Origin of the sequence: Micromonospora qiuiae (assembly GCF_016863555.1) — a bacterium.
GTDB lineage: Bacteria > Actinomycetota > Actinomycetes > Mycobacteriales > Micromonosporaceae > Micromonospora > Micromonospora qiuiae.
Genome location: NZ_BOPC01000091.1, coordinates 13,975 through 27,673, shown reverse-complemented (window position 1 = coordinate 27,673; position 13,699 = coordinate 13,975). Strand labels below are relative to the sequence as shown.

At 72.2% G+C, this 13,699-nt stretch carries 18 protein-coding genes, 1 tRNA gene and 1 pseudogene; 6 read left to right on the top strand and 14 right to left on the bottom strand.

Annotation, left to right across the window (positions count from 1 at the left end; genetic code table 11):
- Nucleotides 1–17 precede the first annotated feature (17 nt).
- The 3 genes and pseudogenes from Vqi01_RS25700 to Vqi01_RS25690 all read right to left on the bottom strand — a co-directional run bounded on the left by Vqi01_RS25700 (nucleotide 18) and on the right by Vqi01_RS25690 (nucleotide 706).
- The gene (locus tag Vqi01_RS25700; RefSeq protein ID WP_204037453.1) at nucleotides 18–275 is read right to left on the bottom strand and encodes a Txe/YoeB family addiction module toxin; all 258 of its coding nucleotides are present in this window, start codon (nucleotides 273–275) and stop codon (nucleotides 18–20) included.
- A gap of 109 nt (nucleotides 276–384) precedes the next feature.
- Nucleotides 385–537: pseudogene (locus Vqi01_RS31055) on the bottom strand (type II toxin-antitoxin system Phd/YefM family antitoxin); the annotation flags it as partial.
- 97 nt (nucleotides 538–634) lie between these two features.
- Nucleotides 635–706 (bottom strand) — tRNA-Lys (locus Vqi01_RS25690).
- A gap of 183 nt (nucleotides 707–889) precedes the next feature.
- Between Vqi01_RS25690 and Vqi01_RS25685 the strand changes: the two genes are divergently transcribed.
- The 3 genes from Vqi01_RS25685 (at nucleotide 890) to Vqi01_RS25675 (ending at nucleotide 2,902) form a co-directional block, all read left to right on the top strand.
- The gene (locus tag Vqi01_RS25685) at nucleotides 890–1,375 is read left to right on the top strand and encodes an anthrone oxygenase family protein (RefSeq protein WP_204037452.1); all 486 of its coding nucleotides are present in this window, start codon (nucleotides 890–892) and stop codon (nucleotides 1,373–1,375) included.
- Between the two features lie 41 nt (nucleotides 1,376–1,416).
- On the top strand, nucleotides 1,417–1,719 hold the full coding sequence (locus tag Vqi01_RS25680; protein ID WP_204037450.1) for a hypothetical protein: 303 nt from the start codon (nucleotides 1,417–1,419) through the stop codon (nucleotides 1,717–1,719).
- Nucleotides 1,720–1,819: 100 nt separating this feature from the next.
- The gene (locus tag Vqi01_RS25675) at nucleotides 1,820–2,902 is read left to right on the top strand and encodes an NAD-dependent epimerase/dehydratase family protein (protein ID WP_204037464.1); all 1,083 of its coding nucleotides are present in this window, start codon (nucleotides 1,820–1,822) and stop codon (nucleotides 2,900–2,902) included.
- A 16-nt stretch (nucleotides 2,903–2,918) separates the two neighbouring features.
- On the opposite strand, the gene Vqi01_RS25670 is transcribed toward Vqi01_RS25675, so the two are convergent.
- The 5 genes from Vqi01_RS25670 to Vqi01_RS25650 form a co-directional block, all read right to left on the bottom strand.
- Complete coding sequence (locus Vqi01_RS25670; RefSeq protein ID WP_372444431.1) at nucleotides 2,919–4,013, bottom strand: hypothetical protein; 1,095 nt, start codon at nucleotides 4,011–4,013, stop codon at nucleotides 2,919–2,921.
- A 204-nt stretch (nucleotides 4,014–4,217) separates the two neighbouring features.
- A complete protein-coding gene (locus Vqi01_RS25665; protein WP_204037448.1) occupies nucleotides 4,218–4,910 on the bottom strand; it encodes an ABC transporter permease in 693 nt (230 codons plus the stop codon).
- Entirely contained in the window at nucleotides 4,907–5,725 is an 819-nt protein-coding gene (locus Vqi01_RS25660) for an ATP-binding cassette domain-containing protein (RefSeq protein WP_204037446.1), read from the bottom strand. The genes Vqi01_RS25665 and Vqi01_RS25660 overlap by 4 nt, the downstream gene beginning before the upstream one ends.
- Nucleotides 5,722–6,060 carry a PadR family transcriptional regulator gene (locus Vqi01_RS25655; RefSeq protein ID WP_204037444.1) on the bottom strand — a complete coding sequence of 113 codons (339 nt, stop codon included), beginning with the start codon at nucleotides 6,058–6,060 and terminating at the stop codon, nucleotides 5,722–5,724. Before Vqi01_RS25655 ends, Vqi01_RS25660 begins: the two co-directional genes overlap by 4 nt.
- A gap of 39 nt (nucleotides 6,061–6,099) precedes the next feature.
- Complete coding sequence (locus Vqi01_RS25650; protein WP_204037443.1) at nucleotides 6,100–6,837, bottom strand: PP2C family protein-serine/threonine phosphatase; 738 nt, start codon at nucleotides 6,835–6,837, stop codon at nucleotides 6,100–6,102.
- 62 nt (nucleotides 6,838–6,899) lie between these two features.
- Between Vqi01_RS25650 and Vqi01_RS25645 the strand changes: the two genes are divergently transcribed.
- The gene (locus Vqi01_RS25645; protein ID WP_204037441.1) at nucleotides 6,900–7,937 is read left to right on the top strand and encodes a helix-turn-helix transcriptional regulator; all 1,038 of its coding nucleotides are present in this window, start codon (nucleotides 6,900–6,902) and stop codon (nucleotides 7,935–7,937) included.
- A gap of 81 nt (nucleotides 7,938–8,018) precedes the next feature.
- On the opposite strand, the gene Vqi01_RS25640 is transcribed toward Vqi01_RS25645, so the two are convergent.
- Nucleotides 8,019–8,573 carry a helix-turn-helix domain-containing protein gene (locus Vqi01_RS25640; protein WP_204037440.1) on the bottom strand — a complete coding sequence of 185 codons (555 nt, stop codon included), beginning with the start codon at nucleotides 8,571–8,573 and terminating at the stop codon, nucleotides 8,019–8,021.
- A 48-nt stretch (nucleotides 8,574–8,621) separates the two neighbouring features.
- On the opposite strand from Vqi01_RS25640, the gene Vqi01_RS25635 reads away from it, so the two are divergent.
- Complete coding sequence (locus tag Vqi01_RS25635; RefSeq protein WP_239098663.1) at nucleotides 8,622–9,845, top strand: benzoate/H(+) symporter BenE family transporter; 1,224 nt, start codon at nucleotides 8,622–8,624, stop codon at nucleotides 9,843–9,845.
- 55 nt (nucleotides 9,846–9,900) lie between these two features.
- Here the strand turns inward: Vqi01_RS25635 and Vqi01_RS25630 are convergent, their stop codons facing one another.
- From Vqi01_RS25630 to Vqi01_RS25615, 4 genes are all read right to left on the bottom strand, one after another.
- Nucleotides 9,901–10,260, bottom strand: a complete 360-nt coding sequence (locus tag Vqi01_RS25630; RefSeq protein WP_204037459.1) for a hypothetical protein — start codon at nucleotides 10,258–10,260, stop codon at nucleotides 9,901–9,903.
- A gap of 78 nt (nucleotides 10,261–10,338) precedes the next feature.
- Nucleotides 10,339–10,608: a hypothetical protein gene (locus Vqi01_RS25625; RefSeq protein WP_204037438.1), complete on the bottom strand. Its 270-nt coding sequence runs from the start codon at nucleotides 10,606–10,608 to the stop codon at nucleotides 10,339–10,341.
- A gap of 83 nt (nucleotides 10,609–10,691) precedes the next feature.
- Complete coding sequence (mscL, locus tag Vqi01_RS25620; RefSeq protein WP_204037436.1) at nucleotides 10,692–11,165, bottom strand: large conductance mechanosensitive channel protein MscL; 474 nt, start codon at nucleotides 11,163–11,165, stop codon at nucleotides 10,692–10,694.
- A 39-nt stretch (nucleotides 11,166–11,204) separates the two neighbouring features.
- Nucleotides 11,205–11,888, bottom strand: coding sequence for a FadR/GntR family transcriptional regulator (locus Vqi01_RS25615; RefSeq protein WP_204037434.1), 684 nt, complete (start codon nucleotides 11,886–11,888; stop codon nucleotides 11,205–11,207).
- A 50-nt stretch (nucleotides 11,889–11,938) separates the two neighbouring features.
- On the opposite strand from Vqi01_RS25615, the gene Vqi01_RS25610 reads away from it, so the two are divergent.
- A complete protein-coding gene (locus Vqi01_RS25610; RefSeq protein ID WP_204037432.1) occupies nucleotides 11,939–13,276 on the top strand; it encodes an MFS transporter in 1,338 nt (445 codons plus the stop codon).
- A 10-nt stretch (nucleotides 13,277–13,286) separates the two neighbouring features.
- On the opposite strand, the gene Vqi01_RS25605 is transcribed toward Vqi01_RS25610, so the two are convergent.
- Nucleotides 13,287–13,643, bottom strand: a complete 357-nt coding sequence (locus Vqi01_RS25605; protein WP_204037431.1) for an STAS domain-containing protein — start codon at nucleotides 13,641–13,643, stop codon at nucleotides 13,287–13,289.
- Between the last annotated feature and the right edge of the window lie 56 nt (nucleotides 13,644–13,699).

Sequence of the window (13,699 nt, the reverse complement as noted above, 5' to 3'; positions counted from 1 at the left end):
CTCCTCATTCCGGTCCGCTATCGGTCGCCGTAGTGGTACCGGCAGGCGATGATCTCGACGTCATCCTTGGTGATCCGGTACACCAGCCGGTGTTCGCGGTCGATCCGGCGGGACCAGAAGCCGGACAGCTCGCCCCGCAGGGGCTCCGGCTTGCCGATGCCTTCGTACCCGTTGCGCATCACGTCCGCGATCAGGTCGTTGATGCGCTTGACCAGCTTGCGGTCGGTGTGGCTGACGTACTGGCTCCAGGCCGTCGCGGTGAAGACCAGCCTCACGCGACGTCCCGCGCGGCTTCGGGTCGGTCAGCTCCCGCTCGGCCGCGTCGCCCTGCTCAAGCTCTGCGATCGATCGGCGGAGCGCGGCGGCGTTGCTCGGGTTGCGTAGGAGGTACTCGGTTTCCTTCATCGACTCGTACTCGGCAAGCGACACGATCACCACCGGCTCGTGGCCCGACCGGGTCACCACCAGCTCTTCGGCGTCGTTGATGACGCTGTCGAGTTCGGCGGCCAGGTTCTGGCGTAGCTGGGTGAAGTTCACGGTCCGCACGGCCACCTCCAGTGCAGGTACAGGAACTCGTACGGGCCGGGATCGCGGCTCAACCAGCGCTCGGAAGGGCCGCTGACCTGCGGGGGAGTGGGCCGCCAGGGACTCGAACCCTGAACCTATGGATTAAAAGTCCACAGCTCTGCCATTGAGCTAGCGGCCCGCGCGCTCAGGTTACCGGACACCGACATGGCCGGCTTCACGCCTTCCCGCCCGGCGTCGAGGGCTCACGTGATCGATGGGACGAGCGCGGAATAGAGCGGCTCGGCCGGGGCTGGCATGATCGGCTCGGCCGGCAGCACCACAGGTTCGGCAGCATCGGCAGTGCTATAGGGGGAGGTGCGGCATGCCGGAACCGGTCCGGATCGCCGTTCTGGCCGGGGCCGCCGGTGCCACCGGGCTGGTGGCGGGGGTGTTTTTCGCGTACGCCTGCTCGGTGATGCCGGGTCTGGCCGCGACCGACGATCGGACGCTGATCGGCACCATGCAGTCGATCAACCGGAAGATCATCAACGGGTGGTTCCTGTCGGCGTTCCTGGGTGGGCCGCTGCTGGTCGCGGTGGCCGTCGCCGGGTACGTCGGCGACGGTGGCGCGGTGCTCGGCTGGCTCGTCGCCGCGTTGCTCTGCCACCTGGTCACGCTCGGTGTGACCGGCCGGTGCAACGTGCCGCTCAACAACCGGTTGGAGGCCGCCGGACCGGTCGAGAGGATCACCGACCTGACGGCGGTCCGGCAGTGGTTCGAGGCCCCCTGGGTGCGTTGGAACCTGGTCCGCACGGTCAGCTCGGTCGCCGCCTTCGGCTGCCTGATCGGGGCGCTGCTCGCGCGCTGAGCGCCGGTGTGGGCGGGCCGTGGGCGGGGAACCGTCCGGGCATGAGGAGGAGCAGCACTGCCGCCGTGGCCGCGTCCAGCGAGCAGACCGGGCCCGACGGCGTACGGGAGCCGGCCGGCGAGGTGCACGCCTGGCATCCGGGGCAGAACCAGACGGTCTGCGGGCTGGCGCTGAGCCGTACCCGGCTGCGCCGCTTCCCGCACGTCCCGTTCGACTACACCGCGACCGACCAGCTCACCGCGGCGGACCCGGTCGGCTGGATCTGTCCGCGCTGCGTGGCCGCCACGACCGGCCGGCGGCGAGACGCGAAGCGTCCCTGGGTCCGCCATTCACCCCGTCCCTGAAGCATGACACCGCCTCGCCGGGGCCCGGGTCACGTGAGCGGACCACGGCACGGCGTGCGCGGTCATGCTTGGGAAGCGGCTCAACGGGTACGGACCGGGCATGCGGATCGTGGTGGTGGGGGCGAGCGGGAACGTCGGTACCGCACTGCTGCGCCGGTTGCGGCGCGAGCGCGACGTCCAGGTGGTCGGCGTGGCGCGGCGGCTGCCGCACGCGGGAGCCGGTGAGCCGTACGACGAGGTGCGTTGGCACTCCTGCGACATCGGGTCGCCGGACGCGTCGGACGAGCTGACCGGGCTCTTCTCCGGTGCCGACGCGGTGGTGCACCTGGCCTGGCAGATCCAGCCCAGCCACGACCAGCGACAGCTGCATCGGACCAACGTGGGTGGCAGCCGGGCGGTGGTCGACGCGGTGCTGCGCGCCGGGGTGCCGGCCCTGGTGTACGCCTCCTCGATCGGCACGTACGCGCCCGGCCCGAAGGACCGGCCGGTCAGCGAGCGCTGGCCGGCGACCGGGGTGGCCGCGTCGTCGTACAGCCGGGACAAGGCGGCGGTGGAGGAGATGCTCGACGGGATCGAGCGGACCCATCCGGCGCTGCGGGTGGTGCGACTACGGCCGGGGCTGATCTTCCAGCGGGAGGCCGGCACCGAGATCAGCCGCTACTTCCTCGGGCCGTTCGCGCCGGTGCGGCTGCTGCGGTTCGGCTGGCTGCCGCTGGTACCCGCCCACCGGCGGCTGCGGATGCAGGCGGTGCACGCGGACGACGTGGCCGACGCGTACGCCCGGGCGATTCTGGGTGACGTGCGCGGCGCCTTCAACGTCGCCGCGGACCCGGTGCTGACCCCGGAGCTGGTGGCCCGGCACTTTCACGGCTGGACGGTGCCGGTGGCCGCGCCGGTGCTGCGCGCGGCCGCGGCGCTGACCTGGCGGGCGCGATTGCAACCGGTTGACGGGGGCTGGGTGGAGCTGGCGCTGAACGCGCCACTGATGTCCAGTGAGCGGGCCGAGACCGAGCTGGGCTGGCAGCCCCGCGTCGACGCGCTCGCCGCCCTGCGGGAACTCTTCGCCGGCATGGCCGACCGCGCCGGCACCCACAGCCCGCCTCTCTCCGCGACCCCCACCCTGCCCGGCCGCCCCGCGGCCCTGCTCAAGGCCCGCCCTGCCGGCCACACCAACCCCTACTGACCGGCCCCGCCGACCATCAGCGGAGGGTGGAGTCGGTGGTGACGGGCTGGCCGGCGCCGAGGAAGAAGAGGCCGGGGTAGCCCTGGGTCTCGAAGCCGTGACTGGGGTTGCGGCGCAGGGTGGAACCCTCGATGCGCAGGGTGCCGGTGCGGTTGTTGCTGACGAAGAAGATGGCTCCGCCACCCTCCTTCGCGTCGTTGTCCTCGATGATCGTGCCGGCGACGCGTACCGAGAATTCGTTGCCGTCGCAGTAGATCGCGCCGCCGCTGCCGCCACCCGGGGTGCCGGACCGGGCCGGGTTGGCGCCGTTGCCGACGGCCGCGTTACCCCGGAACGTGCTGTTGAGCACTTCCCAGGAGACGCCGATGCTGCTCAGCGCGCCGCCGTTGGCGCAGGAGCCGCCGGTGAAGGTGCTGTTCACCACGTACACCGGCTGCTTGTCGTGCTGGTCGAGCACGCGGATGGCCGCACCACCCAGGTCCGGGCCGGTGCGGTCGCAGCGGTTGTCGACGAAGTGCGAGTTGACCACCTTGAACCGGCCACCCCGGACGAAGATCGCACCACCGCCGCCGCCGTCGGTCCGCTGACCGGTGGCGTCACCGTCGGCGAAGACCAGGTTCTGCACGGTCAGCTGGGGATGATCCTGGTTGTTGCAGTGTGAGGTGGTCCAGCCCTGTAGCGGGTCGCAGGTGTTCATGTAGAGGATGCGCCGTCGGCCCTGCCCGCTGAGGGTGACCTTGCCGCCGCCGTCGAGCACCACCTGCGGGCCGTTGGCGTTGCGTACCTTGGCGGTCGCCGTCATCTTGATGGTCACCGGGTCGGGGCCGCAGTCGAAGGTGATGATTCCGCCGGCCGCCACCGCCCGGACCACCGCCGCCGAGGTGCAGCTGGCCGGCGTGCCGGTGCCGACGGTGCGGGTCGGCTTCGAGGTGTCGACGGCCCCCGCCACCGCCGGTACGGCGACTCGCCCGGCCGGGTTTCCGCTGCGTACGCCCGCTGACCCGGCGGGTCGCGGCGAGCTGGCGCCGGTCGGTGCGCCGTCCGGACCGGTACGGGCCGGCGGGGTGGCCTGCCCGCTCTGCGAGGGCTCACCCTGCGGCGGCTCGGTCAGTGGCTGCTCTCCCCCGGCGACCGGCTCATCGGCGTCGGCGCCGCCAACCCCCGGCTGCTGGGCGCTTCGCGGGTCGGCCCTGGGCACGGACGGACCGCTGCAGCCGGACAAAACGGTGATTGCGGCCACCAGGGCGATGACGGATCTCAGACGCACCCCGTGATGCTAGAAGCAGTTCCCCCTCTGAGCGAGCACCAATGCTGGTCAGACGAGTGGTGCGTGGTGCAGATGCCGGCGGCTGCGCAGCCGGACGGCGAACACCCCCGCCACCGTCACGATCAGCAACACGGTGACCACGATGCCGTGCAGGGCGCCCCGGCTCAGGTAACCACCGTCGGTGTGGTCCACCGCCCAGGTGGCGATCTCCCGGCTGGACCAGAACGGCGTCAGCTTCGCCCCGGAACTGGCCGGGTCGAGCAGCATCTGCACGGCCACCACGGTGAGCAGCAACAGGGTGCCTTCCAACTCGCGGGGAAGCAGGGCGCCGATCAGCATGCCGAACGGTGCCGCCACCACCACGCAGCAGAGCATCGCCATGGCGATCCCGCCGTGCCGCAGGTTGGCCGCGTCGACCACGGTGAGCAGGAAGAACGGCACGGAGATGACCAGCCCCAGCACCCACAGGCCGAGCATCCGACCGAGGTAGAGGTGGTGCGGCCGGTAGCCGGCGAGCCGGAGCCGGGGTTCCAACTCGCGGGCGGCGCTGGTGGCGAAGAGCGCGGCGGTGCTGACCGCCCAACTGATGCCGAGCAGCAGCGCCCGGATCGACTGCCCGACGTAGGAGTCCCGCCGGATCAGCCAGAAAACCAACGGCATCAACAGCAGAAGCAGGAGTACGCCTCGACGGCGCGCCAGTTCCCGCAGCGTCATCTCGGCCACGGTGACCAGCCGGTTCATGAACGGCCTCCCTGCTGGGCGGGGGTCAGGTCGAGCACGACGTCGACCCGGTCGAGTTGGTTGAGCAGGTGGGTCACCACCACGATGGCCTTCCCCTCGTCGCGCAGCCGGGTCAACTGATCCCACAGGTTGACGTAGCTGCCCTGGTCGAAGCCCTGATAGGGCTCGTCGAGCAGCAGCACGTCCGGCTGGGCGAGGGTGGACATGGTCAGGTTCAGCTTCTGCCGCGTACCGCCGGAGAGGTGCCGGGCGAGCACGTTGCTCTCGGCGTCCCAGCCGAGGTGCCGGGCCGCCGCCCGACCGGCCCGCCGGGCCGCTCCCCGTGCCACCCCCTGGCCGGCACCGACCAGCACGAAATGCTCGTCGGGCAGCAGGAAGTCGGCGGTGCCGCCCTGCTGGGGGCAGTAGCCGAGTCGGCCGGAGACGGTGACCTCGCCGGCGTCGGGCGAGATCAGCCCGGCGCAGATCCGCAGGAACGTGCTCTTGCCGCAGCCGTTGGCGCCGATCACGGCGGCGATCTGTCCGGCTCGTACGGTGAGCGTCGCGTCCCGCAGCACGGTGCGTCGCCCGTACCGCTTGGTGATGCCTTGGGCGTGCAGCCGGACCGGGCCGGGTCGCGGGCCGGGCGCGGTGCCGATGGTATCCACGATCGCGGCGGCGTACGCCTGCGGCGCACCGAAGACCAGCCATGGGTCGCCCCCACCTTCGCGGAGGTGCGTGGCGGCCTCGGCCACCACGTGCCGCGCGGCGTCGACCGCCACCCGGCGCTGGTGCAACTCGACCGCGAACGCGCGCAGCCAATCGTCGGCGTTCACTCCTCGACCCCTTTCGTGACGATGCCGTTCACCGGTGCCACGAACGCCAGCCAGGCCTTGCCGCCGTGCCGTAGTGCCGCCCGCCCGTCCTCCGTGAGCTGGTAGTACTTGCGGGCCGGGCCCGACCCGCCCGCCCGCCAGTGCGCGGTGACCAGACCGGTGCGCTGCAACCGCAGCAGCACCGGATAGAGCGTGCCGCCCTGGATCGGCCCGACGCCCGCGGCGTCGAGCGACTGGGCGAGTTCGTAGCCGTAGGACTCGCCGTCGCGTAGCAGGGCGAGCACGCAGAGGTCGAGCACTCCACGCAGCCACTGCCCGCGACGGTCGGAATCCATCGCCGTACACTAGCGCCGCTATCTAGATGGCACAACTACCTAGTTGGAACCGGGCGCCGACGCGGGCACGACGTCGGAGATCACGACCGTGACGTTGTCCGGCGCGCCGGCCTGGTGGGCCAGCTTCACCAGTTGCTCGCCGCACTGCTGGCGGTCGGCGTGCAGGCTCAGCGTGGCGGCGATCGTCTCGCCGGGCACGTAGTCGGAGAGCCCGTCGCTGCACAGCAGCAACCGATCCCCGACGGCCACGGTCAGCATCCCCATCGTCGGTGGCGCGTCCGAGCCCTGCACGGCCCGGGTCACCAACGAGCGCTGCGGATGGTGCCGGGCCTGCTCCGGGGTCAGCGCCCCCTGGTCGATGAGTACCTGGACGAAGGTGTCGTCCCGGGTCAGCTGGCGCAGCTGGCCCTCGCGCAGCAGATAGCAGCGGGAGTCGCCGACCTGAGCGAGGACCAGCGTGTCGCCGGCGAGCAGGGCCGCGGTCAGCGTCGTACCCATCCCGTCGCGGGCCGGGTCGGCCGCTATCGCGGCGTGGATCCGCTGGTTGGCTGTGCTCACCACGGCGCGCAGCGCGTCGCCGGCGGCGTCCGGGTCCGTCGGCGGGATCAGCTCGTCGAGGATCCGGATGACGATCTCGCTGGCCACCTCTCCGGCGGGCAGCCCGCCCATGCCGTCGGCCACCGCGACGAGGCGCTCGCCGGCGAGCGCCGAGTCCTCGTTGTTGGTGCGGACCAGGCCGATGTCGTTGAGGATGGCCGAGCGGAGGATCAGCGTCATGGGACAAGCTTGCCAAGAACACCCACGCCGCGTCTCTACGCACTACTACGTAGGGTGGGGGAATGTTGCCGGTGTCCATGGTCGGGCGCGCCGGTGAGCTGGCCGAGCTGGACCGGGCGTGGTCCACCGTGGTCGGTGATCGCCGCCGCTCGCCGGCTGTCGCCGTGGTCACCGGAGGCGCCGGCGTCGGCAAGAGCCTGCTGGTCGCCGCCGCGCTGGACGGCTTCACCCCACGCCCGGAGGTGATACTCAGCGGCACCGCCCGACTACACAGCCCCGCGCCGTACGACTGGTTGGCCGCCGTGCTGAGCGGGCGCGACACCAGCCGGCTCGACCTTCCAGCGGACGCGTTGGCCTGGCTGGCTCAGCACCCCACCGCGCCGCGTGAGCGCTACGCACCCGGCACCCTGCTCCGGCTGGCCGTGCGTACCGTCCGGATGCTGGTGGGTGCCGGCCCGGCGGTACTGGTGGTGGAGGATCTGCACGCGCTCGACCCGGCCAGCCTCAACCTGGTCGGCGAGCTGGCCACCGCCGCCGGACTCTCGGCCCTGCTGATGGTGGCGACCCGGCCGGCGGCGCACGCGGTCGCGCCGGAACTCATCGGCCGCACCCTGGCCCGGCTCTGCGGGGTCCGCGGCGCGGTGCGCCAGCACCTCGGCCCGCTGCGCCAGGCCGAGGTCGCCGAGGTGCTGACCCAGGTGTACGCCGGCACAGCCCTCGGTGCCCGCCTGGTGCACCGGGTCTGGCAGCAGACCGGCGGCAACCCGTACGCCCTCACCGAACTGCTCGCCGCGCACGCCGGCCAGCCCCCGGAGGCGCTGCTCACCTCGCCACCCACCCCGGCCACGCCCCCGCCCGACCCTTCGCCTTCGGCGGGCGCGGGTTGGGCCGAGTTGACCGGCCGGGAGGTCGAGGTGCTCGACTGCCTGGTCGCCGGGATGTCCAACAAGCAGGTGGCGGGGACCCTCGGCATCTCGGTGCGTACGGTCACCGTGCATGTGTCCAACCTGCTGCGCAAGACCGGCTCGGCCTCGCGTACGGAGGTGGCGCTCTGGGCGGTCCGACAGCGTCGTACGCTACCCACCCCCGCCGACCACTGACCCGCGCTGTCCGGCCCGGCGGCTACCTCGAGCGGCGGACCGGGCAGCTGTTAAAAAGGGGCCCTTTACCTACACCAGGCGTTAATAGGGGGCCCTTCCTTTGGGATACCGGAGGAGGAGGCTGGCGGCCACCGCCTCGTCGCCGACGGCGGTGTAGATGTGCGGCACGTCGGAGGTCCAGCGCAGGTGCCCGCCCGCAGCGGCGGTCAGCGGCGCGTCGGCCGGTCCGGCGCGCAGCACTCCGGCGAAGACCGTCACGTGCTCGGTGACGCCAGGCTGGTGCGCTGGCGAAAGCTGGCCAGGGCCGGGGGCGACCCGCATCCGGTAAAGCTCGTAGGTGGCGTCCGCGTCGTCGAACACCTCCAGCAGGGTGGCGCTGACCGCCGCGCCACGCACGTTCGGCTCGGCCGCCGGCTCGGAAAGCACGGCGGCCAGCGGTACGCCGAGCTGCGCGGTGACCGCGTACAGGGTCTCCAGGGTGGGGTTGCGGGTGCCGTTCTCCAGGCCGGAGAGGGTCGCTTTGCCGACCCGGGCCCGCCGGGCCAACGCGGACAACGAGACTCCCCGCGCCTCGCGCAGGGCGCGGACCCGTCGACCGACCGCCGTGGGGTCCGGATCTGGTGGTGACTGCGGCACCCCGCTATCGTGCTACACGCTTGCTGTTCCGTATAAGGAACGATCGAGGTGAGAGTGGCGGGACGGGTGCAACCGGTGCTGGCCGGGGTGGTGGCCGCCCTGGTCGGGTTCGCCAGCTCGTTCACCGTGGTGCTGGCCGGGCTGCGAGCGGTCGGGGCCACCGAGCGCCAGGCGGCCTCCGGGCTGCTCGTGCTCTGTGTCGCGTCCGGGCTGTGCGCCGCCTGGCTGGGGCTACGGCACCGGCTGCCGTTGAGCGTGGCCTGGTCCACGCCGGGCGCGGCGCTTCTGGTCGCCACCGGGCCGGTCGCCGGCGGCTGGCCGGTCGCGGTCGGGGCGTTCCTCGTCTCGGGAGCGCTCATCGTGGCCGCCGGGCTTTTTCCGGCGCTGGGGCGGGCGGTCGCGATGATCCCCAAACCGGTGGCCGGCGCGATGCTCGCCGGGGTGCTGCTTCCGCTGTGCACCGCGCCGGTCCGCGCGCTCGTCGAGGTGCCCCTGCTGGCCGCGCCGGTACTGCTTTCCTGGTTGCTGCTGCACCGCTTCGCCCGACGGTGGGCGGTGCCCGGTGCGCTGGTGGTGGCGGTGGTGGCGATCGCGCTGGCCGCCCCGGCGGGCGGTGGCGCCGGCGGACTCCGCCCGGTGGTCGAGGTGACCGTGCCGCAGTGGAGCCTGTCGGCCGTGGTCGGCCTGGCGCTCCCCATGTTCCTGGTGACCATGGCCGCGCAGAACGTGCCCGGCGCCGCCCTGCTGGTCGGCTACGGCTACCGGCCGCCGCTCGGTTCGGTGCTCCGGACCACCGGGCTGGCCAGCGTGGCCACCGCCCCGGCCGGCGGGCACGCGGTCAACCTGGCGGCCATCAGCGCCGCGCTGGCGGCTGGCCCGGACGCGCACCCCGATCCGGACCGTCGCTGGATCGCCTCGGTGACCGCCGGCGTCGGCCTGGCGCTGCTCGGGCTGGGTGCCGGCGCGGTGACCACCCTGGTCGGCTGGGCGCCGCCGGTGCTGATCGAGGCGGTCGCCGGGCTCGCCCTGCTCGGCGCGCTGGCCGCCGCGCTGGCGTCGGCGCTGACCGACCCCACGGCCCGGGAGGCTGCGGTGGTCACCCTGGTCGTCACCGCCTCCGGTGTCTCGCTGGCCGGCATCGCCAGCGCCTTCTGGGGCCTGATCGCCGGCTCCCTGATGCTCCTGATCTTCCGCCCACCCCGTCCCACCCGCCCAGTCCCCACCACACCCACCCCTCGCGAAGAGTGCGTTGATCATGAAGTTAATCACTAGGTATGCGCTTGCCAGAGGCAACAACTTCATGATCAACGGGGCGAGTGCGTGAGGGTCAGGATTCGGAGGGGAGGTCGGTGGTCAGGGCGTTGAGTAGGACCTCCTGGTCGGTGACGGTGGCGATCCGGTCGGCCGGCACGTAGACCGCGCCGGTGGGGACCAGTTCGGTGGAGACCTTGAGATAGCCGGTACGCAGCAGCCGGGCGGCCAGGTCCGCCGGCACGTCCGGCTCCTCCGTGGCCGCGGACTCGATCAGCTCGTCCAGGCTGCTGCCGGGGTCGGCGCTCGGCGCCTGCACCGTCACCGCGTTGGGGTCGCCGCGCTGGACGAGGTCCACCGTCCCCACGTCGATTCCGGCGGAGTCGACCACCCGCATCCCGGTGGTGACCCTCGATACGATCGCCCGCTGATCGATGCCCTGCTGTTCCATTCCCGCGCGGTTCCCCGCCCCGCCTCCCCCCAAACCCAAACGCCACCCTGCGCGCCCAATTGATCAAGAAGTCGGCGAAGGGTGGTGCGGGGAAGGGGGGTGGGAGGAAGGGGGGTGGGGGGAGAGTTCGCGCCAGGGGTGGGGGCCCTGGAGCAGGGCGCGTACGGTCTCCTCGGCCTCGTCGAGGGTGTCGTGCTCGTAGAACCGGGAGGCTCCCTCGGCGCCACCGGCCCGCTGCTCGACGTACCACCGGTCGGCGTCCACCCGGAGAAAGACGTCCCGCCGGGCAAGTCGCCCCCACTTCCCGTTCCACCAGTGCTTTCGCTGCTCCATGGCGGGGACTCTATCGAACACGTGTTCGACTGCGTGCGGCCCCTGTGGGAATCCAGCAGGGGCCGTACGTGCGAGTGACCGGTTCAGCGCTGAGTGGGTGGTTCCTCCCGGCGGCCGAGCACGTCGTCCAGCGCGCCACGCTGTTGAGCGGGGGTGGTCCGGCCGGCGGCGACGAGCGCGTCCCGGATCTCGGTGAGCAGCTTGACCTCCTCGCTCGGCGCGGCCGGCGGCGGCTCCTCGCCGCGCCGGCGCCGCTCCGCCAGCTTGTTCATCGGAAAGACCACCAGGAAGTAGAGCGCCGCCGCGGTGAGCAGGAACGTGATCAGCGCGTTGAGGAAGGCGATCCAGTCGAACGGAACGCCCCGGAACTCTGGCGCGCTGCCCGCGATTCCGTTGCTGCTGCCGGTTATCAGCAGCACGAAGACCCGGATCAGCGGTTCCAGGAACGACTTGGTGAGCTGCGTGACCACGCCCGTGAAAGCGGCGCCGATGACGACGCCGACCGCGAGGTCGACGACGTTGCCGCGCATGATGAAGTCCTTGAAGCCCTTGAGCATCCGTACTCCCGAGGTGTCCGGTTTTTCGTCGGGGACAACCTATGCCCCGGGCGAGGGGTCCAAAAATGCGCCGGCTTCCCGAGCGGCCCACTCCGCGTCGCCGGCCCGGATCGCCGCCACCAGCCGGGCGTGGTCGATGTGCCGCTCCGGGGTCAGCGCCTCGCCCGTTGCCTCGGCGACGGTGCTGCGTATCGCCGTGCCGATCGAGGCGTACAACTCGGCGAGCATGGTGTTGTGCGCTGCCGCGACCACTGCGGTGTGCAGCGCCGCGTCGGCCGCCACGAACTCGGCGACCCGGCCGCCGCGCCAGGCCGCCTCGCGGGCGGCGAGCGCGTCGTCGAGCGTGGCCAGGTCCTCGGCCGTACGCCGCCGCGCGGCCAGCCGCGCTGCCTCCACCTCGAAGGCGCGGCGTACCTCGATCACCTCGGCCGTCCGCTCCTCGGTGAGCCGCCGGGCCACCACCGGCGCCAACTCGTCGGTGGAGACGACGTACGTCCCGGAGCCCTGTCGGCACTCCAGCACGCCGGCGTGCGCGAGGGCCCGAACGGCCTCCCGCACCGTGTTGCGCCCCACGCCGAGTGCCTCGACCAACTGTGGCTCGGTCGGGATTCGGCTGCCCACCGGCCACTCACCAGCCATGATCCGCTGGCGCAACTGCGTGATCGTCTCCCGTACCCGTTGGCCCCGGGGCGGGACAGTGGCGGAATCAACCGGCCGTGTCACTGGTTACAGCCTCTCGCAGGAATTCATCCCATGATTGTAGGTTCGAGGTCATGCCCCCGTCACCCGCCGGCACCCCCGTCCCGACAACCACCGCCGGCGGACGTCCGCTCGCCTCGACCCCGGCGGCCACCGGCGAACTGACGCCGCTCGGCATCGATTCGACCGGTGCCGTCGCCGCGACGGTCCGGGGCGGCACGCCCCGTGCCACCGGCGGGCTGCTGGTACTGGCCGGGATGCTGCTGGTGGCGCTGAACCTGCGGGCCGCCGTGACCAGCCTGGGTGCCCTGCTTGACGAGGTACGCGTCGGGCTGGCGTTCTCCGGCGCGATGGCCGGCTTCGTCACCACCCTGCCCGCCATCGCCTTCGCCGGGCTCGGGGCGGCCACCCCGTGGCTGGTCCGCCGGCTCTCCCCGGCCCGGCTGCTGGTGTTCGGGATGCTCGCCCTCACCACCGGCCAGCTGCTGCGGGCGGTCACCGGGTCCGCCGTGGTGTTCCTGCTGACCAGCGCGCTGGCGCTGGCCGGTATCGCGGTGGCGAACATCCTCCTGCCGATGCTGGTCAAGCAGCACTTTCCGCACCGCACCGGGCTGGTCACCGGGGCGTACACGATGGCGTTGACGGTGGGCACGACGGTGGCCGCCGCCTCCGCTGTGCCGGTGGCGCACGCTTTCGGCTCGTGGCGGGCGGGGCTGGGCGTCTGGGCGGGGCTGGCGGCGGTGGCCGTACTCCCGTGGCTGCCGGCGGCGCTGCGCAGCCGGACCGCGACGCGGCGAGCGACCCGGGGCGCCGCGACCGCCGCCCGGCCGGGCATCCGGCCCGGACGCACCCGGCTCGGCTGGGCCATGGCGATCTACTTCGGGGCGCAGTCGCTGAGCGGGTACGCGATCATGGGTTGGTTGGCCCAGTTGTTCCGGGACGCGGGTTTCCGCCCGCAGGACGCCGGGCTGCTGCTCGCCGGGGTGACCGCGCTCGGGGTGCCGATCGCGCTGCTGATGCCGGCATTGGCCGGTCGGCTGGGTAACCTGCGTCCGCTGATCTTCGCGCTGACCGCCGCTTCCAGCCTGGCATACCTGGGTCTGGCGTTCGCGCCACGCGACGGGGCGGTGCTGTGGGTGGTGCTGCTGGCGTTCGGTCAGGGTGCGTTCCCGCTCATCCTGACCACCATCGGGCTGCGGGCCCGCACCGCCGACGGGACGGTGGCGCTGTCAGCCTTCGCGCAGAGCACGGGATACGTCATCGCGGCGCTGGGGCCGCTGCTGGTCGGGATCCTCTACGAGAGCACCGGCGGATGGACCGCGCCGGTCGGCTTCCTGCTGGCCGCGCTCGCGGTGCAGACCGGCGCAGGAGTGCTGATCGCCCGCCCTCGCTACATCGAGGACGAGCGCTGAGCCGGTGGCGTCAGGACGAGGCGGGCGTGGGATCGCCCGCGACCGCCTGCTCGACGGTGGGGTATGTGTGGAGCACCTCGACCAGGCCGCTCACTTCCAGAATCCGCAGCACTCCCCGCTGCGGGGCGGCCAGGCGCACCACGCCGCCGGCCTCGTCGCAGCTGTTCTTGGCGCGGACGAACACCGACAGCCCGGTGGAGTCGCAGAACGAGACGTCCGACAGGTCGAAGACGAGACGGTTGCGCCCCTTGTCGAGCAGGTCGGTGATCTGGTCCTGCAACTGCGGTGCGGTGGCCATGTCCAGTTCGCCCGCGACCGACACGACGACGACGTCACCGCGCTGTTCCGTGTGCACCGTCAAGGACATTTGCCAGACCTCCTGTTTATCTGACGAACGTTATCCCACGCGGGTCGCGGTACGCA